This window comes from Bradyrhizobium genosp. SA-4 str. CB756 (assembly GCF_000473125.1).
GTDB classification, from domain to species: Bacteria; Pseudomonadota; Alphaproteobacteria; order Rhizobiales; family Xanthobacteraceae; genus Bradyrhizobium; species Bradyrhizobium arachidis.
Genome location: NZ_KI421499.1, coordinates 9,638,240 through 9,663,136, shown reverse-complemented (window position 1 = coordinate 9,663,136; position 24,897 = coordinate 9,638,240). Strand labels below are relative to the sequence as shown.

Sequence of the window (24,897 nt, the reverse complement as noted above, 5' to 3'; positions counted from 1 at the left end):
TCAGATCAAAAGGGAATGGCGTTGTCCGACATTGCATCCGGAGCGGGAGAGGGATCGGACGGCGAAAGTGCCGAAACCGGAACCTTTGCCCATATCGGCGGTCTTCTGGAGCATTATGCGCGGAAGACGCCATCAACACCGGCCCTCCTCGCCCCTGACCGGCCGGCCCTCACCTATGGCGGACTGGACGAGCTGATCCGGCATCTGATCCGTAACCTGCGCGGGTCTGGCATCGGCCCTGCCGACCGCATCGCCGTTGCATTGCCGCGCGGTGCCGACAGCGCGCTGGCGCTGATCGCGGTCGCATCAAGCTGCACCTGCGTTCCCGTCAATCCCGATCTGACCGCGGACGAGCTGCAGCGCTATTTCAGCGAACTGGAGCTGACCGCGCTCGTCACCCGGGCCGACATGAACTCACCGAGTCGTGACGTCGCCAGGGCGCTCGATATCGCGGTGATCGATTTCGTGCCGGGACCGAAAGACAATCTCGGCGGCTGCGCATTCATCGGCCCGACGATCGGTCCGGCCAGCAGCAGCGGCGCGTCGCGCGGCGACGACGATGCGTTCATTCTGCTCACGTCGGGCACGGCGGCGCGGCCTAAAATGGTGCCGCTGACACAGCGCAATGTGTGCCTCTCCGCGCGCAATGCCGGCCGCGTGCTGTCGCTCGCGCCGAACGACCGCCTGCTCAACGTTCTGCCTCTGTTTCACGCCCATGGCCTGATCTCCGGCCTGCTGACGGCGCTGGCCGCAGGCTCCAGCGTGATCTGCACCGAAGGTTTCGATGCCGCGTCCTTCTTCGGCTGGATGCGGGAGCTGCAACCGACCTGGTACACGGCGGTGCCGACCATCCATCGCGCGCTGCTGACGGCGGCGGAAGCCGACCCGGACCGCGCCCGCTCGTCGTCGCTGCGCGTGATCCGTTCGGCCTCCGCCTCGCTCGCGCCCGCGATCCTGAACGGATTGGAAGCGACGTTCGGCGTTCCCGTGCTCGAGACCTACGGCATGACCGAAGCGGCCTCGCAGATCGCGGCCAATCCGTTCGAGCTGCGCAAGGTCGGATCTGTGGGGCGCGCCGCAGGCCCCGAGATCGCGATCATGGACGAGACCGGCCGGCTGCTTGCGAGTGGCGAGCGCGGCGAGATCATGCTGCGCGGCCCCAACATGAGCCGTGGCTATTACAATGACGAGGCGGCGACGCGGGCCGCGTACCGCGACGGCTGGTTCAGGACCGGCGATCTCGGCTATCTCGATGCCGACGGCTACCTCTTCATCGTCGGGCGCATCAAGGACGTCATCAACCGCGGCGGCCAGAAGATCTCGCCGCTCGAAGTGGAAGAGATCCTCTTGAGCCATCCCGCGGTGTTGGAGGCCGGCGTGTTCGCCGTCCCGCACCCAAAGCTCGGCGAGAACGTCGCCGCCGTCGTGGTGCTGCGGCCGAATTCCGAGGCGACCTCGGACCAGCTGCGCCAGTTCGCGCGCAAGCGTCTCGCCGCCTACAAGGTGCCGAGCCTGATCCGCAGCGTGGCGGCGCTGCCGAAAGGCGCCAGCGGCAAGGTCAAGCGCAATGCGCTAGCCGAGCTGATCGCGACGGCAAAGGACGCCGACGAGGAGCAACTGCCGCGGAACATGCTGGAGACCCAGCTCGCGGAGATCTGGGCCGGCCTGCTGGAGCTGTCGCAAGTCGGTATCGATCAGGACGTCTTCGCGCTCGGCGCGGATTCGCTTGCGGTGACGCAGATGCGCTCGCGCCTGCGGGAGCGCTTCAATGTCGACTTCTCGTTCGAGGACATCTTCGATTGCGCCACGGTCACTGCGCTTGCGGCGCGGATCGAGACCGCCGCAAGCCGTCGTGAAGCGGCACTCCCGGCCTGGCGCCAGGCCAGAGAAACCGACGCGCCGCTGTCGTTCCAGCAGCAACGGATGTACGTGCTCTCGCGGCTCGATCCGACGCACTACAACTATAATGTCGTCGAAGTCGCGCTGCTGAAGGGGCAGGTCGACGTCGCCTCGCTGTCTGCGGGGCTCACCGCGATCTGCGCGCGCCACGAGGCGCTACGCTCAGTTTTCGTCGAGCAACAGGGCGAGCCGGCACAGCGGGTACTGCGATCGCCCCCTCGATTCGATCGGGTCAAGCTCAAGCCTTGCCCTGTCGGCAAGCGGGCCGAGGTCATCAGGCGCGAGGCGCTCAAGCTCGCGCAATATCCGTTCGATCTGTCGCGCGAGCCGCCGCTGAAGGTCACGCTGCTGTCGTTCGGCGCATCCAGCCACGTGCTGGTGGTCAATGTGCATCATCTCGTCACCGACGGCTGGTCGCAGCGGCTGTTCTGGGAGGAGCTTGCCGCCCATTACAGTGCCGCGCGCAAGAAGAGCGTAGCGGCGCTTCCCTCGCCCACCTTCCAGTATCGCGACTTCGCGCTGTGGCAGCAGAGCTGGGCGCAGACGCCGGCGGCACAACAGCAACTCGACTACTGGAAAAACCAGCTCGACGGCGTCACCACGATGCCACTACGGACCGACCGGCCGAGGCCGGAGATCTGGAGCGGTCACGGCGCCCGTCATTATTTCGAGTTCTCCACGCCGCTGTCGGGCGATATCCGCGCGCTGAGCCAGGACCAGGGCGTCACGCCGTTCATGACGCTGCTCGCGGCGTTCCAGTGCCTATTGTTCCGCCACACCGGGCATGAGGACGTCGCGACCGGATCGCTGATCGCCAACCGCAACCAGATCGAGAGCGAGCGCCTGATCGGGCTGTTCGCCAACACGCTGATCCTTCGCAACGATTTCGGCGGCGATCCGAGCTTTGGCGAAGTGCTGCGGCGGGTGCGGCAGGTCACGCTCGATGCCTACCGCAACCAGGATCTTCCGATCGAGGAGGTGCTGCGCGCCTTGCAGGTGGCGCGAAGGACGGATGGCAATCCGCTGTTCCGGATCATGTTCATCCTCCAGAATGCCTCGATCGAGGCGGCGCGCTTCCCCGGCCTGTCGACGCGGCGGATCGAGATCGATCCAAAGGTCGCGCGCTTCGACATCACGCTCGAGCTGGTCGAGGCCGACGGCCTCTTCACCGGCTTCTTCGAATACGCGACCGATCTGTTCGACGCGGCGACGATCGAAGGTATGGCTGCGCAATTCAAGACCCTGCTCAAGGCCGCGATCGCCAATCCGGAGCAGCACATCTCGCGCCTGCCGCTGCTGGCTGAGGCCGAACGCCGGCAGTTGCTGGCGCAAGGCCGCGGAGCCCGCGTCATTTTTGGCAAGCGCGGCAAACTCAGCGAACGCTTCGACGCCCTGGCGAGGAAGACACCGAACGCGATCGCCGTGTCCGATGGTCGAACGTCCCTGACCTATCGCGAGCTGGCGCGCCGCAGCGAGGCGGTGGCGGGCTGGCTGGCGCGCGAAGGCATCGGTGCCGAGAGCGTGGTTGCCCTGCTTGCAGAGCGCGGGCCCGACTTGCTGGCCGCGATGATGGGTGCGCAACGCGCCGGCGCGGCGTTCCTGAATCTCGATCCCGAGCAGCCGCCGGCGCGGCTCGCGACCATTTTGGGATCAAGCTGCGCCCGGATGCTGCTGGCCGGTCGCGCGCAATCGCCGATGGTCGAGGCGCTGCTCGAACCGCTGGTCGCGCGCATCCATGTGGCCGAGCTCGAAGACGCGATCGCGCCAGGCGCGACCAAGCCGGCCCGTGCCGCGCGGCGCGACGCCGCAAGCCTTGCCTATCTCGTCTACACCTCCGGCTCCTCCGGCGCGCCGAAGGGCGTCATGATCGAGCAGCGCGGACTGTCGAACCATCTGGCCTCGCTCATCGCCGAGCTCCGCCTTTCGGCCAGGGACGTGATCGCCCAGACCGCACCGCAGAGTTTTGTCATCTCGGTCTGGCAGTTCCTCGCCGGCCCCATGGTCGGCGCGCGCGTCCATGTCTGTGCCAATGCGGTCGTGCAGGACCCGATCCGACTCGCGCAGGAGATCACGCGCGAGGGCATCACGGTGCTGGAGATCGTGCCGTCACTGCTGCGCGTGATCCTCGATCGCATGGACGAGGCGCAGATCCGGCGCGCCTTCGCAAAACTGCGGCTACTGATCTCGACCGGCGAGCCGCTGCCGGTCGATCTCTGCCGCGCCTGGTTCGACCGCTGCCCGAAAGTGCCGCTGGTCAACGCCTATGGCGCGTCGGAATGCTCCGACGACGTCTCCCTGCATCGCCTGACCAAGGCGCCGCCGACCGCGACGAGCAACGTCGCGGTCGGCGCGCCGCTGCCGAACACGCAGCTTTACGTGCTCGACGCAAATCTCGAGCCGCAGCCGGTCGGCGTCGTCGGCGAGCTCTGCATCGGCGGCGCCGGCGTCGGCCGCTTCTATGTCAACGATCCCGCACAGAGCCGGCAGCGTTTCCTGCCCGATCCGTTTGCGCGCCAGGCCGGCAGCCGTCTCTACCGGACCGGCGACCTCGCCCGCCGCCGCAGTGACGGCACGATCGAGTGCCTCGGCCGCGCCGACCAACAGGTCAAGGTCCGCGGCTACCGTATCGAGCTCAAGGAGATCGAGGCCGCGCTGGCCGAGCATCCGGCATTGCGCGCCGGCATCGTCGAGCCGCGCCGCGAGGCGAGCGGCGATGTCAGGCTGATCGCCCATATTGTCGCAAAACCGGGCAGCCGGAGCAGCGCCAGCGAGCTGCGCGAGTTCCTGAAGAGCCGGCTACCGGTCCACGCCATTCCGTCGGCGTTCCTGTTCCTGGAGCAGGTGCCGCTCAATGCGCACGGCAAAATCGACCGGTCTGCGCTGCTGGCACCCGCCCAGGTGGACGCGTCCGGACCGGATGCGGCCGTGCCGGCGCGGCGCTTCACCGAAAAGGTGCTGTCGGACATCTGGACCGATTTGCTGAAAGTCGAGAGCATCGGTGTCACCGACAATTTCTTCGACCTCGGCGGCCATTCGCTGCTGGCGGGCCAGGCGATGGCGCGAGTCGCCCGTGCGCTCGGGGTGTCGCTGCCGATCAAGACCATCTTCGAGGCACCGACGATCGAAGAACTCGCCCGGTGGGTCGACGAGGCCGTGGCTGCAAAGCCGCGCAAGCCTGCTGCAACGGCGCCGCTCCTGACCGAGCGCGGACCTCCGACACTCTCGGTCGCGCAGGACCAGATGCTGCGGATCGAGCAGAACCTGCCGGGACTCCCACTGTTCAACCTGCCCTTTGCCTTCCATCTCCAGGGCCCGCTCGATCCGGCCGCCCTGGCGCAGGCGATCGATGATGTCGCGGCCCGGCACGAATCGCTGCGGACCACGTTCGGCTGGAACGGCGAGGAGCCGACCAGCCGCATCATTCCGCCCGGCAAGCTCCGCCACTTGGTGACCGTCGAGACGATCGGCGACGGTCATCCCCACAACAACAAGCGCCGCAAGGCGCTGGAGCTCAGGAAGATCGACCTCCTGATCGAACAGGAGACGTACACCCCGATCGACACCACACAGGCGCCGCTGCTGCGAGCCCGGTTGTTGCGGCTCCACGCGAACGATCACGTGCTGCTGCTGACGTTGCATCACGCCATCGTCGACGGCTGGTCGATCGGCGTGCTGTTCGAGGAATTGTCGAGCCGTTATGCGGCGCTGGCCGGATATCCGTCGGTGCCGCTGCCGAAATCGCCACCGGCTTTCGCGGATGTCGCACGCTGGCAGCGCTGGTGGTGCGGCACCGACGCCGCCCGCCGCCAGGCCGCCGACTGGACCGAGAATCTGCGCGGCGCGGTCGCTCTGTTCGACGGCGAATCAAGCCCGGGCCCATCCACCGGCCATCATCCGATCAATCTCGAGCCCGACCTGATCGCACGGCTCACAGCCTTTGCCGGCCAGCACAATGGCACCTTGTTCATGTGCCTCCTCACCGGCCTGAAGGCCCTGCTGCTGGCGCGAACCGGCCATAGCGACATCGCGGTCGCCACCGCCATGGCCAACCGTGCCCAGCCGGACACCGACCGAATCGTCGGCCCGTTCGAGAATACGGTGATCGTCCGCACGAAAATCACGCCGGAGCTGTCGTTCGTGGAAGCCCTGGCCCGGGTGCGCCAGAGCGTGCTCGATGCGCATGCGCGGCAGGAGCTGCCGTTCAACCTCGTGGCCGACCATCTGGAGCAGGAGGGGATCGATACCGCCGCCCTGCTCCAGGTTTATTTCACACTGCAAAATCCGCTGCGCCAGCCGCTCGACCTGCCCGATCTCATCACCGCCTCGATCGGCAACATCGCGCGCGAAGGCCAGCCGGTGCTGCCGATCGACCAGACTTGGCTGTCGCTGATGCTCAAGGAGCGCCCAACCGGAATCACGGGGTCATGCAATTACAAAAGCGAATTGCTCGACGGCGGTATGGTCGGCGAATGGATGGAGGATCTCGTCGCGCTGCTGGTGGCCGCTAGCGCCCAACCCAACGCACCGCTCGGCCGATTGCTCGCGCGCCGGGCGGCATGACCAGCTATACAGCACGGACGAATACGGGTTCACTCGCCAAAGCTGTGAATGGGCAAGTTGCATCTTGATTATTTGACGCCACCGCGCAAGATTATTCCCGCGTTTTGATTTGGACGATCATTTTCAACCGGGGGAGTGTGTTATGGGTTTCATCAAATTTGCCAAGGGTACCTCGTTGAGCGACAAGGACCGAAAGGCCCTGCAAAAGCTGCTGAGCAACGAGAAGAAGAAGCTCCAGGCCGCGCTGAAGGACGTCGACGCCAGCCTTTCGGTGCTGGGCGGCGCGAAGAAGGCCAAGAAGAAGAAGAAGTAAGGATCCTCGGCCGGGAGGCCGCACGAATCTTCAGGCTTCATTTACGGAAATCGGCCGCTCGCGCGTCGAGTTGGGGTCTCGCACAAGCTTGCGCCTGTAAACCGGCCTGCAAATCGACAAGAATTTGCCCGGGTGGACCGTTACAAGCGGTCCGCTCAGTTGATTCTTGCTCAGTTGTTTCTTCCGTCGGGACCGGCAATCCAGCCTCCGCCCGATGCCAAAGGCCCAATTGATGGCAGACGACAAAATTGAACTGTTTGTCGGATTGATCGAGACCATTGACGCGCCGGGCGCCGCCGATGCGTGCCGTCGCCTACTCTCGGTCGACGAACGGGTCCGCGCCGACCGCTTCGTGTTCGAGCGGCACCGGCGGCAATATATTTTCGCGCACGCGATGCTGCGCCTGGCGCTGTCCCAGGTCGCGCCAAACGTCGCGCCCTCCGACTGGTCGTTTGGTGCCGGGCGATACGGACGGCCGTATGTCGCAGCGCCGAAGACCTCGACCGCACTGCATTTCAGCCTGTCACATGCCGACGGCTGCGTCGCCTGCGTCGTGTCCCGGCATGAGGCCGTCGGTGTCGACGTCGAAACCGTATCGCGGCGGGTTGCGCCACTGTCGACCGCGCTTCGCTTCTTCGCGCCGGAAGAGGTCGAAACCTTGCGCGGGCTGCCGGAACCTGCGGCGATCGAGCGCTTCTTCGATTACTGGACGCTCAAGGAGGCCTATCTCAAGGCCAGGGGGTTTGGCCTCAATCTGCCGCTCGACGCCTTTGCAATGCAGGTTTCGCGCGAGGCGATCGAGATCAGCTTCAAGCCCGATATTGCCGATGATCCCCAGGGCTGGCGCTTTTCGCTGTGCTCGCCCTCCCCCTCGCATCGCCTTGCGATCGCCGACGGCTCCCGTGCGGACGGCGGCCTTCCCATCAGCCGCAACGCCTGGCCGTTCCAGGAAGCGGCGGAATGACGCTACCGCGGCTGCGCGTCTTTCCGGCGATCTCGCGCAACCGCGACCCTAAAAAATATGTCGGCGAGCTGATGGGCGTGGCGCAGTTCGCCGACCGCAACGGCTTCGAAGGCATTCTGCTGTTCGAAGGCAACGACGTGTTCGTCGAGCCCTGGGCGATGGCCCAGCACATCATGGCGGAAACAGCGCGGTCTTCGCCACTGATCGCGGTCAACCCGGTCTACATGCACCCGTTCACGGCGGCGAAGTTCGTCTCCTCCTTCGCGCAGCTCTACGGCCGCAAGGTCTATCTCAACATGATCACGGGGACCGCAGTCAGCGACTTGCAGGGGCTGGGCGACGAGCAGTCGCATGGCGATCGCTATATCAGGCTCGGCGAGTTCGTCGCGCTGATGCGCCAGCTGCTCTCGAGCCCGCGCCCGGTGACTATCGAGGGCCGGTTCTACCGCGCCAGCAATTTGCAACTGCGTCCGCGCCTGCCGGCGGAGCTGATGCCGGAATTTTTGATCGCAGGCCAGTCCGAGGCGGCGCAGCGCGTGGCAAGGGAGACAGGCTGCATCAAGATGCAGATGCTGCCGCCCGATCTCGATCACGGTCTCGATGCGCCGGGCATGAACTTTGGGATTTTCGCCCGCGAGAGCCGCGACGAGGCGCGGCGGGGGGCGAAGGCGCGCTTTCGCGATAATGTCGATGATCGCAAGCTGCTGGCGCTCACGGTCGAGAACAGCGACTCCGTGTGGAAGCGGCGGCTGTATGAAGGACAAAGCGGCGAGCTTCAGGACAATGGCTATTGGCTGTTGCCGTTCCTGACCTTCCAGGCCGACTGCCCCTATCTTGTCGGCAGCTACGCGGAGATCGGCGCGAAGCTGAAAGCGTTCGCCGCGAAGGGCCTGACCACGATCATGCTCGACATGGTCGCGGATGAGAGCGAGATGCAGCACGTCTGCAAGGCGCTCGCGGCGAGCGGGATGTTTTAGAAGTTGCCTTTTCTCCCTCTCCCCGTTCTTACGGGGCCGCGACGAGCTTCGCTCGCGCTGAGAGGGTTGGGATGAGGGTCCTCTCTCCGCGCACGAGATATTCGTGAGACCTGTACCCCCTCACCCGGAATTTGCTTGCGCAAATTCCGACCTCTCCCCGCAAGCGGGAAGAGGTTAAAAAAACCATCTCACCTTGCCTCTTCAAACCCCGCCAGCACCGAGGTCAGGTTCGCGCCCAGAATATCGGAGAGATAGCCGCCTTCCTGCACGAACACGGTGGGCAGGCCGAGCTTGGCGATGGCCTGGCCGATGCGCCGGAAGCCGGGCGTGGTGACGGCGAGGCCGCGCAGCGGATCGTGCTCGGAGGCATCGAGGCCGAGCGCGATGACGAGGGCGCCGGGCGCAAAGGACTCGATCGCCTTGCGCGCAACGTCCATCGCCTGGATGTAGTCGTCATCGCCGGTGCCGATGGCGAGGGGAATGTTCAGATTGGTGCCGAGGCCCGGGCCCTCGCCGCGCTCATGGGCATAGCCCCACACGAAGGGATAGTACGCAACGGGATCGGCGTGGATCGAGATCGTGTAGACGTCCGGCCGTGCGTAAAAAATGCCTTGCGTGCCGTTGCCATGATGGACGTCGACGTCGAGGATCACGACGCGCTCGTGCTTGAGCCGCAGATGTGCGGCTGCGATCGCGCTGTTGTTGAGGAAGCAGAAGCCGCCGGCCATGTCGCGATAGGCGTGATGGCCGGGCGGACGGCAGAGCGCATAGGTCGCATCCTCGCCGTCCATCACCATCTGCGCCGCGGTGACAGCAACGTCGGTCGCAGCGCAGGCCGCGGCCCAGGTGCCGGGACCGATCGGCGCCGCGGTGTCGGCGGTGTGCCAGCCGAGCTTGCCGACGATATGGGTCGGATAGGTCGCGGCATGGCGCACGGGATGGATGTTGCCGATCATCTCCGGACCGGAATCGCCGAGCGCGGTCCAGGCGTCCCAGGCTTCGCTGAGGAATGTCAGGTATTCCGGGCTGTGGATGCGTGCACGCGGCCCCTGCCCGAATCCCTTGGGTTCGACCAGTTGATGCTTGCCGTCCTTCAGTCCCTTGAGCAGGCGGTCGGCGCGCTCGGGTTGCTCGGTGGTGCGCTTGACGACGCCGCGAACCAGGAAGAATTGCGGATCGTGGCTACGATGCAGTTCGGTATGGACGGCTTTCACTCAAACACTCCGTGGCGTGCGCTCTTGGAATAGTGCCACAGCTGTCTTGATCGCTGCGGCGGCCGGATGCAAGCAAGAAGAATGCCGCCCTTGCCGCGCCGCTCTGCGCCGGAAGCAGAGCGCCCGTGAGATGCGCTTTTATTTGAGCATGATCTTTTCGGAAGACCGCTGCACGCTTGTCCGGATCATGCTCAGCAGCGCCCGCGCTGGAGGCAGTGCTCGCGACCCTGCTGGTCGGTGCGGAAGGCCTCGATGAAGCCGCCCTGGCGCTGGGTGACGAAGACGGTCTTGCCGTCGCTGCCGCCGAAGGCGAGGTTGGTCGGCTCCTTGGCCCTCAGCGCGATCTCGCGCTCGACCGCGCCATTGGGCTTCATCACCGCGATGGTGCCCTTGAGGATGCGCGCGACGAAAAGGCGGCCGGCGACATCCGTGCGCAGCCCGTCGACGGTGTCAGGCTGGAATGCCTTGACCATCTTCGCACCGGTGAGCTCGTTGCCGTTGATCGCATAGGACCAGATCTGGCCGCTGCTGGATTCCCCGACATAGAGCGTCTTGCCGTCGGGGCTGAGGTCGATGCCGTTGGTGGTGCCCATGGCACGCGGTGCCGACATCACCTGCCCCTGCACCGAGCCATCGGCGGCCTTGGCGATGCGCCAGATGTGGCCCTCCCTGCCCTTCCAGTTCGGATCGCTCGCATAGATCGAGCCATCGCGCGCGACCGTGATGTCGTTGGGCTGGTTCATCTCGTCGGAGTGAAACCAGACGGCGGGCTCGCTCGCGCCCTTCGGGATCACGAAGATGTTGTGCTTCTTGTAGTCGGCGATGAACATGGTGCCGCTGCGATCGAAGCGGATGGCGTTGCCGACGCTGCCCTCGGGCAGCGCCGTGAACAGTACCGACGCCGCGCCACCTGCCGGCAGCCTGCCGATGGTGCCGGGCTTGCCGAGATTGACCACGAAGAGATTGCCATCGAGATCGGCGGCGGGCCCTTCAATGCCGAAAGTGTATTCACCTGAAGGCGTCACCTGCACGCTTTCGAACAGTTTTGTCTCCGCTTGCGCGGACGCCGTCGCGATGACGAGGACAATGCTACTGCACAGGCACCAGAAATTCCTGCCGGATGTAATAGCCATCGTCGTCGCTGCACTCGCCATTCAGATAGGGATCGGCCGGCCGGAAGAACCGGCTGAAGCCGGATTTGTCTACAGCGCTCCTTTGTGTCACGACGACGACCTTGCCGGCCGGTATTTCGCCGCATTCCTTGTTGGTTTTGCCAAAGAACTTGCGTTGCGGCGGACCGGCCTTGATCCGCATGCGCGTGCCCGGAACCATTTTCGCAACCAGCAAATCCGCGGTATCGAGCAGGCGCGTGTAGCCGGGCTCGGTCTTCGGCAGGCTCTCGCCGCCGGGCGGCATCAGCTTCTCAGCGCCGATACCGCGCAGGCGCGTGCGCAGCCGGCCGGACTCGGGGTCGCCGGGATAGATCCAGCCGTCCTGCGACAGCATGAAGCGCAGCACCGTCCCGTCCTTCTCCGAGTCCGACTGTCCCGCCTTCAGGCCGAAATCGGAGTGGCAGCCGACGCAGTGTTTTTCGACGAGGCCCTTGCGAAGCGTGGTGAGACGGATGCTGTTCTGCGCGTCTCTGGCAACGAACGCTGCGAGCTGGTCGATCATCGCCTGGCTGCGCGTGTCGCAGGGGAGCGGCTGAGGCGCTTCACCCGCGGCACGATCGATGCGGATCACGGTCTGGTTCTTGTCCTCGACCAGCCAGATCGCACCGTCTTCGGCGACCGTCATGCCGACCGGCGCGCCTTGCGGCCGCGCGCCGTTGACGCGGTGCCAGCCGGCGATCAGCTCCTCGAACGGCGCGGCGGCGACCTCGCCGGCCTCGGTCTGGAAGCTGTGGGTCGGATCGGCGGCGCAGCTGACATGGTAGCGCACCGGTGGCGGGCTCGGCTGGGGAAAGCCGTGGTCGTCGACGTCGTAGACGATGACGCGGCTGCCGGTCGGGCGATAGCCGTGCAGGCCGACCAGCAGCTTGCCCTCGAGCTCCGGAAATTTTGCGCCGTGATAATAGAGCATCGCGAGCGGCGCGCCGTGCGGCGGCAGCAGCGAGAATGGCGGCTTGTAGAGCGCATTGGCGGTGCAGAGCGATTTGTAGACACCCGACTGCAGCACGAATTTGAATTCGGGGCTTGGCGTCGAGAGGTCGTAGCAATAGGGCCAGCCATAATGCCTGCCCTGCTCGATCGCGTTGATCTCCTCGTTCGGCTTGAAGATGTCGGGCAGGTCGCGGCCGTTCTCGCCTTGCAGGAAGGCGTAGCCGGCGTCGGGAAAGTTTGGATGCAGAGCCAGCGCCATCGAGTTGCGCAGGCCGCGCGCGTAGACGATGTGCGGCGGGTCGGGATCCTTCGGTGTCAACGCCGGAAAGACCCCATTCGCGGGCGGCGTGAACAGCCAGATCGACGCCATCGCGGAGGCGCCCTCGGCCGCCGCGCAGGGCTTTGTGATCGGCGCCGGCGTGATGCAATCGTCGCTGTGCGAGCCGACATTGACGAACAGCCGACCATTTTTATCAAAAGCGAATTGCTTGAGCGGATGCGCGCTCTCGTCGAGACTGGTGCCGTCGGGCAGCTTGATCCGCCGGCCGGGCATGTGCCGGATGATAGTCTCGACCGTGCTGCGCGGATTCTCCGCCAGCGGATCGAACCGGAAGATCGCCTCCGCGGACGAGGCATAGAGTTTCTTGTCGGGGCCGATCACGAGGCCGAATGGATATTCGATCCCGGTCAGCAGCTCCTTGAAACGCTGGCCCTGCGGCGCGCGCGGATCGAGCAGCAGCAGCCGGCCATCGGTGTGGCCCCAGCCGCCCATGTCGGCGACCACGAACAGGTCGCGTCCCGGCACCTGGACGATCGAGCGCGGAAATTTGAGATGGTCCTCCTCGCTGGCGACGAGGCCGGCGCAGAATCCCGCCTTCATGTCGATCTGGATCCTGGGAAAGGCGAGGTCCCCGCTGCCGCAGAGGTCCGTGCCGATCGCATAGCCGCTTTTCCTCACCGGCTCGGAGGAGGCGGCGGGCGCGACGCCAAGCAGCACGCCGGCGAGGACCGCCGCCAACCAGCGCCGGCATTTGCGCGACAATGTGAGCTGATTCACGGCGGCCCCCCGGACTTTCCCGTAAAGCTTGTTCCATGCCGCCCATACGCCGTCCAGTCGATCATCACCCGCCTGTGATTAAACCCGTAACGACCTTGGAGCCGACCAATCTCCGTAAATTCCCTTACCGGGCTCGCCCCGAATGTTTCGCGAAGGCCTCGGGTGGTATCGGTTTGCCGTCCCAATCGCTCCCAATAGGAGACGCATATGGTCCAGGTCTATTTTCACTGCTCCAACACCGAGGGCACGCTGATCGATCGCAGCGGCGCTGCCGTGGCCAACCTGACCGAAGCGCGCGACCGCGCCGCCCAGATCATGAGCTCGATGATCCTGACGCCTGGTGCCGAAGACTGGCGCGACTGGGTGATCCATGTCAGCGGTTCCGACGGCGAGGATCTGTTCGATCTCCCCTTCACCGCCATGCTCGGCAAGCCGCATTGAGGTGATGCCGTGCTGTCACTGAGCCTCATTCGCCAGCCGCTGAGCTTCGTCGCCGCCAAATGGCAGAAGCTGGTGCGGATCGCCGGCAACCCCTATCGCCCCGAGCTTCACTACATGCGCGGGCCGGGCCCGAAATGGCACGCCAAGTACCAGGCCAGCCGGCTGAACCGCGGGCTCTGAGGGCTGCGGCTTTCCTCCAGCATCTCGATCCTTCTCCGTCATGGCCGGGCTTGTCCCGGCCATCCACGTTCTTGAGGCGCAAAGACGTGGATGCCCGGGTCATAGGCGAGCGTAAGCGACGCCGTCCTTCGGACGGCTATGCCCGGGCATGACGTGGGGAAGAAGCGTGCCCTGCCTCACTTCCCCGTAAACTTCGCCTTGCGCTTCTCGACGAAGGCGGTGCGGCCTTCGATCGCATCGGCGCTCTTGCGGATGATGCCCTGAAGCTCGATCTCGCGGCGGAACTGGGCCTCGTAGGTCGCATGCTCGCTCTCCTCGACCAGCGCGCGGGTTGCGACCAAAGCGCGCGTCGGGCCGTCGGCAAGACGGCGCGCCAGCGCGAGCGCCTCGTCCATTAGCCTCTCATCGTCGACAACCTGCCGCACCAGGCCGATCTCCCGAGCGCGCTCGGCCGTCAGCGGCTCGTTCAACAGCATCAGCTCGAGCGCGCGCTGGCGGCCGATCAGGCGCGGCAGCAGCCAGGTCGAGCCGAGATCGGGCACCAGCGCGATGCGGCTGAACACCTGGATGAAGCTCGCCGACCGCGCCGCAACAATGATGTCGCCGGCCATCGCGAGGCTGAAGCCGCCGCCGGCCGCGACACCGTTGACGGCAACGACGACAGGCACGCGGCATTCGCGCAATGCCTTGAAGGCCGGCCAGTAGAAACGCATCACGCCGGCCGCGATGTCCTCGCCGAGCGCTTCCGACGCCTTCAAATTCTGTCCTGAGCAGAATCCACGCCCGGCGCCAGTGAGGACCAGCGCGCGGACCTCCTCATCCCCAGTCATCTCGGCGACAGCGGCGGCGAGCGCGCCAAGCAGGTCCGGCGTCATCGCGTTCAGGCTTGCGGGCTCATCGAGCGTCAGGATCCCGACCGCGCCATCCCGCGCCTGTTTCACACCTGCCATGTCGCTCCTCCGTTTGTTCTCGTTGACGGCAATGTGCCATCCTCCGCGCGCCCCGCCAATGCTGAGCTTCCGCGCCAGCGCCACAAACCAAAAACAACAGAGATGAAGACGACATCATGCCTCATCAGTTCAGCCTGAACCAAACCGTCCGCAAGCCCGCCGTCACATCCAAGGGCGGCATCGTCGCCTCGCAATCGCGGCGGGCGGCCGAAGTCGGGGCGCAGGTGCTGGCGGCGGGCGGCGACTGCGTGGACGCTATCGTCGCGACCACCTTTGCGCTGAACGTGCTGGAGCCCTGGAACAGCGGCATCGGCGGCGGCGGCGCGATGGTGCTCTACCGCGCCAGGGAAAATCGCTATGAGGTGATCGACTACGGAATGAGCGCGCCGCAGAGCCTGCGCACCGCCGACTATCCGCTCAGCGGCGAAGGCGCCGCGTCGGACCTTTTCCCCTGGCCGCGGGTAAAGGACGATCGCAACATCCACGGCCCCGGTTCGATCGCCGTGCCCGGCGTCGTCGCCGGCATGGAGGAGGCGCATCGCCGCTACGCCAAGATGCCGTGGAAGGATCTGGTCGCGCCGGCAGCCAGGCTCGCCGGCGAAGGCCTGCTTGCCGATTGGTGGACGACGCTGACGATCGCGGGCTCGGCGGCCGATCTCAGGCGCTATCCTGCGAGTGCGGCGGCATATCTGAAGGATGGCCTGCCGCCGAGCGCGCCATGGGGCATCAAGTCCGAGACGCGGCTGCCGCAGGATTCGCTCAAGGCGACGCTATCGCATCTCGCCGACGCAGGGTCGCGCGATTTCTATCAGGGCGATCTCGCCCGGAGCATCGCATCCGACATCAAGGCCGACGGCGGCTCGCTGTCGGTCGAGGACCTCGCCGCGTTCCGCGCGCATCCGCGCGAGCCGCTGGCGATCCCCTATCGCGACGGCAAGGTTTACGCGACGCCGGAGCTGACGGCCGGCCCGACCATGGCACATGCGCTGCGCCTGTTGCAGCAGAGCCTGAAGCCGGCGGACGCGCCGGATGCTGCCGCCTATGTCGAATATGCGCTCGCGCTGCAGGGGGCCTTCCGCGAGCGGCTCAAGGACATGGGCGATGCGGACGGCAAGCGCTCGCTCGGCGCCGAATATCTGGCGCCCGCCTGCACCACCCATTTCTCCGTGGTCGACCGGCACGGCAACATCGCGGCGGTGACGCAGACCCTGCTCTCGTCCTTCGGCTCGAAATACGTGACGCCGCATAGCGGCATCACCATGAACAACGGCATCATGTGGTTCGATCCGACGCCGGGCACCACAAACTCGCTCGCACCCGGCAAGCGCTGCCTGTGCAACTACACGCCGGTTATCGCCGAGACGAAGAACGGCAAGCGTCTCGCCGTCGGCGCCTCCGGCGGCCGCCGCATCCTGCCCTCGGTGATGCAGCTCGTCTCCTTCGCGATGGATTTTGGCATGGACCTGGACACTGCCATCCACCAGCCGCGTATCGACGCGAGCGAAGGCGCGATCGTGATTGGCGATGCCAGATTGCCGGCGGACGTGCGCAAGACCCTGGCCGCGCGCTTCGACTATGAGGAAAGCCGGGTGCAGGCCGTGCCGCAAAAATTCGCCTGCCCAAGCGTGGTGATGCGCGAGGGCGGTACCAATTCGGGCGCGGTCGAGATCTTCCAGCCTTGGGCTGATGCTGTGGCCGAATCCTGAGCGTCACGACTCCTCCGCATTTGCGCGCGACATCGCGATCGATGTCGGTTCGTCGAACGGACAGATGCGTGCCTAACAAGAGAGGATTTCGGATGAAGAAGCTCGCGCTCGCCGCAACAGTGATCATCACTGCCGGCTTGACCATGCCCAGCGTGGCATTGGCCAAAGGCGGTCATGGTCATAGTCACGGCCATGGCCACGGCCATCATGGCGGATACCATGCGCATCGCCATGGAACTCCGCCCGTATGGCATCATGGACGCAAGGTCGGCTGGCGCGGTCACGGGTGCCCGCCCGGGCTGTGGAAACAGGGCCGCTGCTGACGAGCCTAACTGCAAGTCTTGCAAGGCGTCGCTCCTGACCGGGCGGCGCCTTCTTCTTTAAATCCCCAGCCGGTCGCGCACGCGGCCTGCGATCACGGCGGTCGTCACGCCGACCGGCCAGAACGCATGCATCGGGATCGGCTTGATGCCTGATATCGGCATGTCGATCTCAGCCTTGGCGCCGCCGATCAGGCGACGCGCGAGCTGCGCGCCCATCGCAGTCGAGAGCGCGACGCCGCGGCCGTTGCAGCCGAGCGAGACCAGGATGTTCTCTGCGGGCTCGTGCACATGCGGATAATGATCCCCGGTGATGGCGAGGCGGCTGTTCCAGCCATGGGTCCAAGTGACGCCCTTGAGCTGCGGCCACAGCCGCTCCGCATAACGCATGAGATAGGCGACGTCGTGCGGCGAGTTGATCCAGCGCATCGGGCCGCGGCCGCCCATCAGGAGGCGGTTCTGCTGGTCGATGCGGTAATAGACGGTGATATGGCCGCTCTCATAGAGCACCGGGCGCGTCGGCATGATCGAGCGCGCGACCTCGTCGGAGAGCGGCGCGGTGGCGGCGATCGACGAAAACACCGGCACGATGGTGCGGCGGAGCGCGGGCCAGAGATCGTCGGTGAAGCCGTTGGTGGCAAGCAGCACTTTCTCCGCATGCACGACCGCGCGCGGCGTCTCGATGCGCCAGCGGCTGCCGTCGCGGCGCAGCGACAGCGCAGGCGTCTCACCATGGACCTTCGCGCCCGCCGAGATCGCGGCGCGCGCGAGGCCGCGGGCATAGCTGAGCGGATGCAGATCGCCGCCGCGCGTGTCGAGCATCGCGCCGATGTAGCGATCGGTGCCGGTCATCTCGCGCAACTGTTCGCGATTGAGGTACGTTACCGGCATGCCGCGACGGATACATTGCTGCGCCGTGCTCTCGATCGCGGCGGCGCTGGCCTCGTTATAGGCTGCGCGTAGCGTGCCGTTCTGCCGCGCCTCGCACGGGATCTGGTAGCGGCGGATCAGATCATGCGTGAAGTTCGTGGTGCCGTAGGAGAAATCGATCATGCGGCGGCTGAGCTCCGCGCCGAAGTCCGCCTCGATCTGATCGGGGTCGTGCTTCAGGCCGGGATTGGTGTGGCCGCCATTGTTGCCGGACGCGCCCCATCCCGGCTCCTGCGCCTCCAGCACCAGCGCCTCGACGCCCTGCTCCGCCAGATGCAGCGCGGTGGAAAGGCCGGCGTAGCCGCCACCGATGATCGCAACGGAAACGCTCTTGTCCGTATCGAGCGGCGGCGTCGCGACCGGCGCGACGGCGGTGTCGGCGTAAAGCGAGGGCGGCAGAGGCAGGCGCGTCATCATGAGAGTCCGGTCAGAGCGGATGCAGCACGCGGCGCAAGAAGTCCTGCGTGCGCGGATGCTGGGGTTGGTTGAGCAGCGCCTTGGCCGGCCCCTGCTCGACGATGACGCCGCCGTCGATGAATAGCACGCGATCGGCAACGTCGCGGGCAAAGCCCATCTCATGGGTGACGACGACCATGGTCATGCCCTCGTCGGCGAGCTTGCGCATCACGCCAAGAACGTCGCCGACGAGCTCGGGATCGAGCGCCGAGGTCGGCTCGTCGAACAGGATCGCCTTGGGCTGCATCGCCAGCGCCCGCGCGATCGCGACGCGCTGCTGCTGGCCGCCGGAGAGTTGCGGCGGATGCACGTCGGCCTTCTCCGCAAGCCCGACCCGGGCGAGCAACGCGCGGCCGTGCTCGTACGCCTGCGCGCGCGGCTCCTTCTTCACGAACAGCGGGCCTTCGACCACGTTCTCCAGCGCGGTGCGGTGCGGAAACAGGTTGAAGCGCTGGAACACCATTGAGACCTGGGTACGGATGTTCACGATCGACGGCGCGTCGCGGTCGACCTTGAGGCCCTCGACGCTGATCTCGCCACGATCGTAGCTTTCGAGGCCGTTGATACAGCGCAGGATGGTGGACTTGCCGGAGCCCGAGGGGCCGATGATGCAGACCACCTCGCCCTTCTCGACGTTCGCTGTGATGCCCTTGAGGACCTCGACCTTGCCAAAGCTCTTGTGGACGTCGTTCAGCTCGATCATTTCTTGCCGGCCCGCTTCTCGAAGTGACGGACCAGCAGGATTAGCGGAATGCTCATGGTGAGATACATCAGGGCCACCAGCGTGAACACGCTGGTGTTCTTGAAGGTGGATGACGCGATCAGCTTGCCCTGCAGCGCAAGCTCGGCGACCGTGATGGTCGAGGCTTGCGAAGAATCCTTCAGCATCATGATCATGACGTTGCCATAGGGCGGCAACACGATGCGCACCGCCTGCGGCAGCACCACGCGGCGCATGGTCAGCCACCAGCCCATGCCGATCGACTGCGCCGCCTCGATCTGGCCCTTGTCGATGGCCTCGATGCCGGCGCGGAAGTTTTCCGCCTGATAGGCCGAATAGGCGATGCCGAGGCCGAGGATCGCGGCCTGCAACGCGCTGAGCCTGACGCCGAGATCGGGCATGACGAAGTAGAGGTAGAACAGCAGCACAATGATCGGGATGCCGCGGATCACGTTGATCAGGCTGGCGCTGAGCATCGACAGCGCCTTGATCCCGGAGACTCGCATCATCGCCCAGATCAGGCCGAGCACCGTCGAGAGCAGCAGCGAGCCGATGGTGACAATGATCGTCAACGCGACGCCATTCATCAGGATCGGAAAGAACTCGACGGTGTCGTGCCAGAAGCCTTTCATCGGGTAGCCTTCAATGACGCGCTATCAGCCTCTATCAACCCTGGGCCTTCAGGCCCCATTTATCGAGGATCTTGTCGATGGTGCCGTTGGCCTTCAGCTTCGCCAGTGACGCGTTGATCTTGCCGAGCAGCGCGGTCTCGCCCTTGCGGACGCCGATGCCGACCGAGCCGACGGTGACCGGCTTGTAGCCGTCGACGAGGCGCACATCGGGGAAGCCGCCCTGCTTCAGATTGTAGGCGAGGATCGGATAGTCGGCATAGCCGGCCTTGAGACGGCCGGTGTTCACGTCGCGCAGGATGTCGGGGATGGTGTCGTAGGCCTTCACCTCGGCGAACAGGCCGGTCTTCTTCAGCGCGTCGACGAAGGCGGTGCCGACCTGGGCGCCGACGGTCTCGCCCTTCAGATCATCCTGCGTGACATAGGCCTTGGTGTCGCTCTTCGGCACCACAAGACCTTCGCCATAGGTGTAGATCGGATCGGAGAAGTCGACGACTTCCTTGCGCGGCGCCGTGATGAACATCGCTGCGGCGATGATGTCGATCTTGCTCGAGGTCAGCGACGGGATCAGCGCCGAGAACTGCATCGGCTCGATCTGCACGTTGAAGCCGGCATCCTTGCCCACTTCGGTGACGAGATCGACCATGATGCCCTGGATAGTGTTGGTCTTGGTATCGAGGAAGGTGAAGGGAATGCCGGTCGGCGTCGAACCGACCTTGAGCACCTGCTGCGCCGAAGCCGGCGTTATCGCTGCAATTGCGAGCACCGCGATCGCGGCCAGACCAAAACGCTTCATCGCATCCCCCTTTGGGCTTGGCCGATGACGGCGCTCGCGCAGGTCGTGATCAGACGTTGCGGGCCAAGCCGTTTCGGCCTATTTTCACCAATATGAAAATTTGGTCACACTTTCGCGGACGATGCAAGCGGTTTTCATGCACATGAAGGAAGCGGTTTGACGTGAGCGGTGGCAAAAGAATGCGCAAACCGGCCGCCGCAAAGCCGGCCAGGAAGGTGAAGGGCAAGACGACCGCCAAGCCGGCCGAGCCGGCGATGGACGTCGCAGTCGGCCGCCGCATCAGGGATCTCAGGCGTGTCAGGCAATTCTCGCTGGAGACGGTCGCGGCGCGCACGGACCTCTCGATCGGCTTCCTCAGCCAGATCGAGCGTGGCCTCTCCTCGCCGTCGCTGCGCGTGCTGGCGACGCTCGCCGATGTGCTCGGCGTCGGCATCGCCGCGCTGTTCGGCGCGAGCCCAAGCGCCGACGGCGCATCGGATCAGGTGGTGACGCGCGGATTGCAGCGACCCGAATTGAAGCTGTGGCGCACCGGCGTGTCGAAGCAATTGCTCAGCCCGGCCGGTGCCGACAACCGGCTCAACCTGTTCCTGGTGCATCTGGAGCCCGGCGGCTCCACCGGAGACGAACTCTACACCCATGACGGTGAGGAAGCCGGCCTCGTGCTCGAAGGCGAGATGATGCTGACGGTAGATAGCGAGACGTGGTCGCTGAAGACGGGCGACAGTTTTAGATTTGCCAGCCGCAGGCCGCACCGGTTTTCGAATCCAGCGAATGATGCGAAGGCCGTGGTGCTGTGGGTGAATTGCGTGACGGGGGCGGGGTAGCATCCTTTCGCGCGGCGAGCACAATTCTAATCCCGTCATCCTGAGGTGCTCGCGCAGCGAGCCTCGAAGGATGGACGGCCCAGATGCAGCCGGGCCGTCGCCCTTCGAGGGCCGCTTCGCGGCCACCTCAGGGTGACGGTGATGGTTCGATGACGAGAAGAGCGCCTAGCCAAACCGATGCATATACCGCTCCACCGTCAGCGCGCTGACATCGACATCCGGCTTCTTGCCCGACAGCATGTCCGCGAGCACCCGCCCAGAGCCGCAGGACATGGTCCAGCCGAGCGTGCCGTGGCCGGTGTTGAGGTGGAGGTTGGCGTATTGCGTCGGGCCGATCACGGGCGGGCCATCCGGCGTCATCGGGCGCAGCCCGCTCCAGAACGTCGCCTTGGAGAGATCGCCGCCGCGCGGGAACAGGTCGGTCAGGGAATGATCGAGCGTGGCGCGGCGCGCGTCGTACAGCTTGCTCGAATAGCCCGAAATCTCCGCGGTGCCGCCGACGCGGATGCGATTGCCGAGGCGGGTGATCGCGACTTTGTAGCTCTCGTCCATCACGGTGGATTCCGGCGCGCCGGAGGCGTCCTTGATCGGCACCGTGATCGAATAGCCCTTCACCGGATAGACCGGCAGCGAGATGCCGAGTGGCGCAACGAGCCGCGACGACCAGCTGCCGAGCGCGAGCACATAAGCGTCGGCCTGCAGCATCCCCGCGCTGGTCGCAACACCGCTGACGCGCGCACCATCCGTAACGATGCGGTCGATGCCGGTGTTGAACATGAAGCGAACGCCGAGCGCCTGGGCATGCTTGGCCAGCGCCTGCGTGAACATGTGGCAGTCGCCGGTCTCGTCCTGCGGCAGGCGAAGCCCGCCGGCGAACTTCTCCTTCACGCCTGATAGCGCCGGCTCGACCGCGATGCAGCCCTCGCGGCTCAGCACCTCGAAAGGCACGCCGTACTGCTTGAGCACGGCGATGTCTTCGCCGGTGCCGTCGAGCTGGGCCTGGTAGCGGAACAGCTGGAGCGTGCCCTGCGCGCGCTCGTCATATTGGATGCCGATGTCGCGGCGCAGGTCGCGCAGGCAGTCGCGGCTGTATTCCGCGATCGGGATCATCCGGCTCTTGTTGACCGCATAGCGCGCGCTGGTGCAGTTGCGCAGCATCTTGAGCAGCCAGACCCACATCACGGGATCGAGCTTCGGCCGGATCACCAGCGGGCCGTGCTTCATCAACAGCCACTTGACCGCCTTCACCGGCACGCCGGGGCCGGCCCATGGCGAGGAATAGCCGGGCGACACCTCGCCGGCATTGGCAAACGAGGTCTCCAGCGCCGGCTCCGGTTGACGGTCGACGACCGTCACTTCGTGGCCGGCACGTGCGAGGTAGTAGGCGGAGGTGACACCGATGACACCGCTGCCGAGGATCAGAACTTTCACGCTTGGTCAAACTCCCGCGGCATCACACGCGCCGCTGCAAGATAAAACCCTGCAGCGGCGAGAGCAATTATCAGGCCACCTTCTTGATGGCGTCGCCGAGGATCGAGACGATCTGGTCGATATGGCTCTTCTCGACGATGAGCGGAGGCGACATCGCGAAGCTGTCGCCGCTCATGCGCAGGTAAAGGCCGGTGTTGAAGCAGTCGACCATCACGTCGTAGCCGCGCGCACCGACGACACCGTCACGCGGGGCGAGCTCGACCGCGCCCATCAGACCGCAATTGCGGATGTCGACGACGTTCGGCAGGCCCTTCAGCGAATGCAGCGCATCGCGCCAGTATTCGGCCATCGTCGCACCGCGCGTCAGCAGGCCCTCGTCCTTGTAGATGTCGAGCGTGGCGATACCCGCGGCGCAGGCGGTCGGATGCGCCGAATAGGTGTAGCCGTGGAACAGCTCCATCTGGTTCTCCGGGCCGACCATCATGCCGTCATGCACCTTGCGGCTCGCGAACACCGCGCCGCAGGGGATGGTGCCATTGGTGATGCCCTTGGCGGTCGTCATCAGGTCAGGCGTGACGCCGAAGAAGTTGGCGGCGAACGGCGTGCCGAGGCGGCCGAAGCCGGTGATGACTTCGTCGAAGATCAGGAGGATGCCGTGCTTGTCGCAGATCTCGCGCAGGCGCTGCAGATAGCCCTTCGGCGGCGGCAGCACCGCGGTCGAACCCGGCACCGGCTCGACGATGACGGCGGCGATGGTCTCGGCGCCGTGCAGGCCGACCAGACGCTCGAGATCGTCGGCGAGCTCGGCGCCATGCTCGGGCTGATCCTTGGCGAAGGCGTTGCGGGAGAGATCATGGGTGTGGCGGATGTGGTCGACGCCCGGTAGCAGCGTCGCGAAGGCACGGCGGTTGGCGACCATGCCGCCGACCGAGGTGCCGCCGAAACCGACGCCGTGATAGCCGCGCTCGCGGCCGATCAGGCGGGTGCGGCTCGACTGACCGTTGGCGCGGTGATAGGCGAGCGCGATCTTCAGCGCGGTGTCGACCGACTCGGAGCCCGAATTGGTGAAGAAGACGCGGTCGAGGCCCTTCGGCGCGATCTCGGCGAGGCGCTCGGCGAAGTCGAACGCGAGCGGATGGCCCATCTGGAACGTCGGCGCGAAGTCCAGCGTCATCAGCTGCCGCTCGACCGCAGCCGCAATCTGCTTGCGGCCGTGGCCGGCATTGACGCACCACAGGCCGGCGGAGCCGTCGATCACCTTGCGGCCGTCGACGGTGGTGTAGTGCATGCCCTCGGCCGAGGAGAACAGGCGCGGCGCCTTCTTGAACTGCCGGTTGGCCGTGAACGGCATCCAGAACGAGTCGGTCTTGATAGTGTTCGGAATCTGATGAAGGGTCACGGCCGCGCTCCTTTGCTGACCCGCTAGCAGAGCCACGGCTTCCATAGCGCAACAAGTCCTTTTCTGGTGACCTGCAAACCATTGATTTCACTGGGGCAGTCGGTCCATATTTGCGCGATCCGCAACACTTGCAACACGGGACTAGGCATGAGCGTCGACATCGGTGGACGGCTGCGATTCATCCGGGCGCGCCACAAGCTGTCGCAGCGCGAGCTGGCAAAGCGCGCCGGCGTCACCAATTCGACCATCTCGCTGATCGAATCCAACCAGATGAACCCGTCGGTCGGCGCGCTCAAGCGCATCCTCGACGGCATTCCGATGGGGCTCGCCGAGTTTTTCGCACTGGAGCCGGAGTCCAGGCGCAAGATCTTCTATCGCGCCGAGGAGCTGACCGAGGTCGGCAAGAAGCCGATCTCGTATCGGCAGATCGGCGACAATCTGTTCGGCCGCAGCCTGCAGATTCTGAAAGAACGCTACGAGCCCGGCAGCGACACCGGCCGCGTGCACCTCGTCCACGACGGTGAGGAAGGCGGCATCGTGATCTCAGGCAAGCTCGAGGTCACCGTCGAGGACGAGCGACGCATCCTCAATCCAGGCGATGCTTACTACTTCGAGAGCCGCCGGCCGCATCGCTTCCGCTGCGTTGGCGGCAAGGCTTGCGAAGTGATCTCGGCCTGCACGCCGCCGACGTTCTGACGCGCGATCAACGTTATCCGGGATCCTACGGGAGTGCCCCGGTGTCTTACGGAGCTTGATGCATCTCAATTTCCAAGCGCCGATCCTCTATATGATGCGAGCCGCAGCCGAGAGACATTCCGGCGCCGCTTCATAAGGCTCGCAGATGAAGATCACGCTCGCCAATGCAGAGGCTGCGCTCGACGAAGTGCAGCGTGATGCCGACAAGCTCCATTCGCAGGAGCTGCGCAAGGCGATTGCCGAATACATCGAGACGCAGCGAGCGGCGCTCAAAGCGGTCCGCAAGAAGCTGCATTAAAGGTGCGCGGCGGAGCGAGACGATCTCGCCCCGC

The 24,897-nt window shown here is 65.4% G+C and carries 20 protein-coding genes; 10 read left to right on the top strand and 10 right to left on the bottom strand.

What is annotated here, in order from left to right; genetic code table 11:
* The first annotated feature begins 15 nt into the window (after window positions 1-15).
* The 4 genes from BRAGE_RS0146810 to BRAGE_RS0146795 all read left to right on the top strand — a co-directional run bounded on the left by BRAGE_RS0146810 (window position 16) and on the right by BRAGE_RS0146795 (window position 8,713).
* The gene (locus tag BRAGE_RS0146810) at window positions 16-6,459 is read left to right on the top strand and encodes a non-ribosomal peptide synthetase (protein ID WP_027562583.1); all 6,444 of its coding nucleotides are present in this window, start codon (window positions 16-18) and stop codon (window positions 6,457-6,459) included.
* Window positions 6,460-6,601: 142 nt separating this feature from the next.
* A complete protein-coding gene (locus BRAGE_RS56360) occupies window positions 6,602-6,772 on the top strand; it encodes a hypothetical protein (protein ID WP_167336559.1) in 171 nt (56 codons plus the stop codon).
* Window positions 6,773-7,004: 232 nt separating this feature from the next.
* The gene (locus BRAGE_RS0146800; RefSeq protein WP_027562582.1) at window positions 7,005-7,736 is read left to right on the top strand and encodes a 4'-phosphopantetheinyl transferase family protein; all 732 of its coding nucleotides are present in this window, start codon (window positions 7,005-7,007) and stop codon (window positions 7,734-7,736) included.
* Window positions 7,733-8,713 carry an LLM class flavin-dependent oxidoreductase gene (locus tag BRAGE_RS0146795; RefSeq protein WP_027562581.1) on the top strand — a complete coding sequence of 327 codons (981 nt, stop codon included), beginning with the start codon at window positions 7,733-7,735 and terminating at the stop codon, window positions 8,711-8,713. Before BRAGE_RS0146800 ends, BRAGE_RS0146795 begins: the two co-directional genes overlap by 4 nt.
* 188 nt (window positions 8,714-8,901) lie before the next feature.
* On the opposite strand, the gene BRAGE_RS0146790 is transcribed toward BRAGE_RS0146795, so the two are convergent.
* The 3 genes from BRAGE_RS0146790 to BRAGE_RS0146780 form a co-directional block, all read right to left on the bottom strand.
* Window positions 8,902-9,927 carry a histone deacetylase family protein gene (locus tag BRAGE_RS0146790; RefSeq protein WP_027562580.1) on the bottom strand — a complete coding sequence of 342 codons (1,026 nt, stop codon included), beginning with the start codon at window positions 9,925-9,927 and terminating at the stop codon, window positions 8,902-8,904.
* Between the two features lie 191 nt (window positions 9,928-10,118).
* Window positions 10,119-11,060, bottom strand: coding sequence for an SMP-30/gluconolactonase/LRE family protein (locus BRAGE_RS0146785; protein ID WP_027562579.1), 942 nt, complete (start codon window positions 11,058-11,060; stop codon window positions 10,119-10,121).
* Entirely contained in the window at window positions 11,017-13,086 is a 2,070-nt protein-coding gene (locus tag BRAGE_RS0146780; RefSeq protein WP_027562578.1) for a PQQ-dependent sugar dehydrogenase, read from the bottom strand. The genes BRAGE_RS0146785 and BRAGE_RS0146780 overlap by 44 nt, the downstream gene beginning before the upstream one ends.
* Window positions 13,087-13,293: 207 nt before the next feature.
* Between BRAGE_RS0146780 and BRAGE_RS0146775 the strand changes: the two genes are divergently transcribed.
* Window positions 13,294-13,527, top strand: a complete 234-nt coding sequence (locus BRAGE_RS0146775; protein ID WP_027562577.1) for a DUF6894 family protein — start codon at window positions 13,294-13,296, stop codon at window positions 13,525-13,527.
* A gap of 9 nt (window positions 13,528-13,536) precedes the next feature.
* On the top strand, window positions 13,537-13,707 hold the full coding sequence (locus BRAGE_RS56355; protein ID WP_167336558.1) for a hypothetical protein: 171 nt from the start codon (window positions 13,537-13,539) through the stop codon (window positions 13,705-13,707).
* Between the two features lie 176 nt (window positions 13,708-13,883).
* Here BRAGE_RS56355 and BRAGE_RS0146765 read toward each other — a convergent pair whose 3' ends face one another.
* Window positions 13,884-14,657, bottom strand: a complete 774-nt coding sequence (locus BRAGE_RS0146765; RefSeq protein ID WP_027562576.1) for an enoyl-CoA hydratase-related protein — start codon at window positions 14,655-14,657, stop codon at window positions 13,884-13,886.
* Window positions 14,658-14,773: 116 nt separating this feature from the next.
* Here BRAGE_RS0146765 and BRAGE_RS0146760 point away from each other — a divergent pair, with 116 nt between their 5' ends.
* The gene (locus BRAGE_RS0146760; RefSeq protein ID WP_027562575.1) at window positions 14,774-16,363 is read left to right on the top strand and encodes a gamma-glutamyltransferase family protein; all 1,590 of its coding nucleotides are present in this window, start codon (window positions 14,774-14,776) and stop codon (window positions 16,361-16,363) included.
* 380 nt (window positions 16,364-16,743) lie between these two features.
* On the opposite strand, the gene BRAGE_RS0146745 is transcribed toward BRAGE_RS0146760, so the two are convergent.
* The 4 genes from BRAGE_RS0146745 to BRAGE_RS0146730 are packed head-to-tail and all read right to left on the bottom strand — an operon-like array spanning window position 16,744 to window position 20,215.
* A complete protein-coding gene (locus BRAGE_RS0146745; protein WP_027562573.1) occupies window positions 16,744-18,030 on the bottom strand; it encodes an NAD(P)/FAD-dependent oxidoreductase in 1,287 nt (428 codons plus the stop codon).
* A 10-nt stretch (window positions 18,031-18,040) separates the two neighbouring features.
* The gene (locus tag BRAGE_RS0146740; RefSeq protein ID WP_027562572.1) at window positions 18,041-18,772 is read right to left on the bottom strand and encodes an amino acid ABC transporter ATP-binding protein; all 732 of its coding nucleotides are present in this window, start codon (window positions 18,770-18,772) and stop codon (window positions 18,041-18,043) included.
* A complete protein-coding gene (locus BRAGE_RS0146735) occupies window positions 18,769-19,422 on the bottom strand; it encodes an amino acid ABC transporter permease (protein WP_027562571.1) in 654 nt (217 codons plus the stop codon). The genes BRAGE_RS0146740 and BRAGE_RS0146735 overlap by 4 nt, the downstream gene beginning before the upstream one ends.
* A gap of 34 nt (window positions 19,423-19,456) precedes the next feature.
* Window positions 19,457-20,215 (bottom strand): ABC transporter substrate-binding protein, encoded by a 759-nt coding sequence (locus BRAGE_RS0146730; RefSeq protein ID WP_027562570.1) that lies wholly within the window; start codon window positions 20,213-20,215, stop codon window positions 19,457-19,459.
* A 179-nt stretch (window positions 20,216-20,394) separates the two neighbouring features.
* On the opposite strand from BRAGE_RS0146730, the gene BRAGE_RS0146725 reads away from it, so the two are divergent.
* Entirely contained in the window at window positions 20,395-21,039 is a 645-nt protein-coding gene (locus tag BRAGE_RS0146725; protein WP_035730782.1) for a helix-turn-helix domain-containing protein, read from the top strand.
* A 165-nt stretch (window positions 21,040-21,204) separates the two neighbouring features.
* On the opposite strand, the gene BRAGE_RS0146720 is transcribed toward BRAGE_RS0146725, so the two are convergent.
* The gene (locus BRAGE_RS0146720; RefSeq protein WP_027562568.1) at window positions 21,205-22,470 is read right to left on the bottom strand and encodes a D-amino acid dehydrogenase; all 1,266 of its coding nucleotides are present in this window, start codon (window positions 22,468-22,470) and stop codon (window positions 21,205-21,207) included.
* 70 nt (window positions 22,471-22,540) lie between these two features.
* Window positions 22,541-23,869, bottom strand: coding sequence for an aspartate aminotransferase family protein (locus BRAGE_RS0146715; RefSeq protein WP_035732150.1), 1,329 nt, complete (start codon window positions 23,867-23,869; stop codon window positions 22,541-22,543).
* Window positions 23,870-24,016: 147 nt separating this feature from the next.
* Between BRAGE_RS0146715 and BRAGE_RS0146710 the strand changes: the two genes are divergently transcribed.
* Both BRAGE_RS0146710 and BRAGE_RS56350 read left to right on the top strand, forming a co-directional pair.
* Entirely contained in the window at window positions 24,017-24,565 is a 549-nt protein-coding gene (locus BRAGE_RS0146710; protein ID WP_027562566.1) for a cupin domain-containing protein, read from the top strand.
* A gap of 145 nt (window positions 24,566-24,710) precedes the next feature.
* The gene (locus BRAGE_RS56350; RefSeq protein ID WP_167336557.1) at window positions 24,711-24,863 is read left to right on the top strand and encodes a hypothetical protein; all 153 of its coding nucleotides are present in this window, start codon (window positions 24,711-24,713) and stop codon (window positions 24,861-24,863) included.
* The last annotated feature ends 34 nt before the right edge of the window (window positions 24,864-24,897 follow it).

Bases quoted from the DNA above. Each gene is read 5' to 3' on its own strand.
- BRAGE_RS0146775 (WP_027562577.1), top strand. From the start codon at position 13,294: ATGGTCCAGGTCTATTTTCACTGCTCCAACACCGAGGGCACGCTGATC.
- BRAGE_RS0146745 (WP_027562573.1), bottom strand. From the start codon at position 18,030: ATGATGACGCGCCTGCCTCTGCCGCCCTCGCTTTACGCCGACACCGCC.
- BRAGE_RS0146735 (WP_027562571.1), bottom strand. From the start codon at position 19,422: ATGAAAGGCTTCTGGCACGACACCGTCGAGTTCTTTCCGATCCTGATG.
- BRAGE_RS56360 (WP_167336559.1), top strand. From the start codon at position 6,602: ATGGGTTTCATCAAATTTGCCAAGGGTACCTCGTTGAGCGACAAGGAC.
- BRAGE_RS0146765 (WP_027562576.1), bottom strand. From the start codon at position 14,657: ATGGCAGGTGTGAAACAGGCGCGGGATGGCGCGGTCGGGATCCTGACG.
- BRAGE_RS0146760 (WP_027562575.1), top strand. From the start codon at position 14,774: ATGCCTCATCAGTTCAGCCTGAACCAAACCGTCCGCAAGCCCGCCGTC.
- BRAGE_RS56350 (WP_167336557.1), top strand. From the start codon at position 24,711: ATGAAGATCACGCTCGCCAATGCAGAGGCTGCGCTCGACGAAGTGCAG.
- BRAGE_RS0146810 (WP_027562583.1), top strand. From the start codon at position 16: ATGGCGTTGTCCGACATTGCATCCGGAGCGGGAGAGGGATCGGACGGC.
- BRAGE_RS0146795 (WP_027562581.1), top strand. From the start codon at position 7,733: ATGACGCTACCGCGGCTGCGCGTCTTTCCGGCGATCTCGCGCAACCGC.
- BRAGE_RS0146740 (WP_027562572.1), bottom strand. From the start codon at position 18,772: ATGATCGAGCTGAACGACGTCCACAAGAGCTTTGGCAAGGTCGAGGTC.
- BRAGE_RS0146710 (WP_027562566.1), top strand. From the start codon at position 24,017: ATGAGCGTCGACATCGGTGGACGGCTGCGATTCATCCGGGCGCGCCAC.
- BRAGE_RS0146800 (WP_027562582.1), top strand. From the start codon at position 7,005: ATGGCAGACGACAAAATTGAACTGTTTGTCGGATTGATCGAGACCATT.
- BRAGE_RS0146785 (WP_027562579.1), bottom strand. From the start codon at position 11,060: ATGGCTATTACATCCGGCAGGAATTTCTGGTGCCTGTGCAGTAGCATT.
- BRAGE_RS0146730 (WP_027562570.1), bottom strand. From the start codon at position 20,215: ATGAAGCGTTTTGGTCTGGCCGCGATCGCGGTGCTCGCAATTGCAGCG.
- BRAGE_RS0146725 (WP_035730782.1), top strand. From the start codon at position 20,395: ATGCGCAAACCGGCCGCCGCAAAGCCGGCCAGGAAGGTGAAGGGCAAG.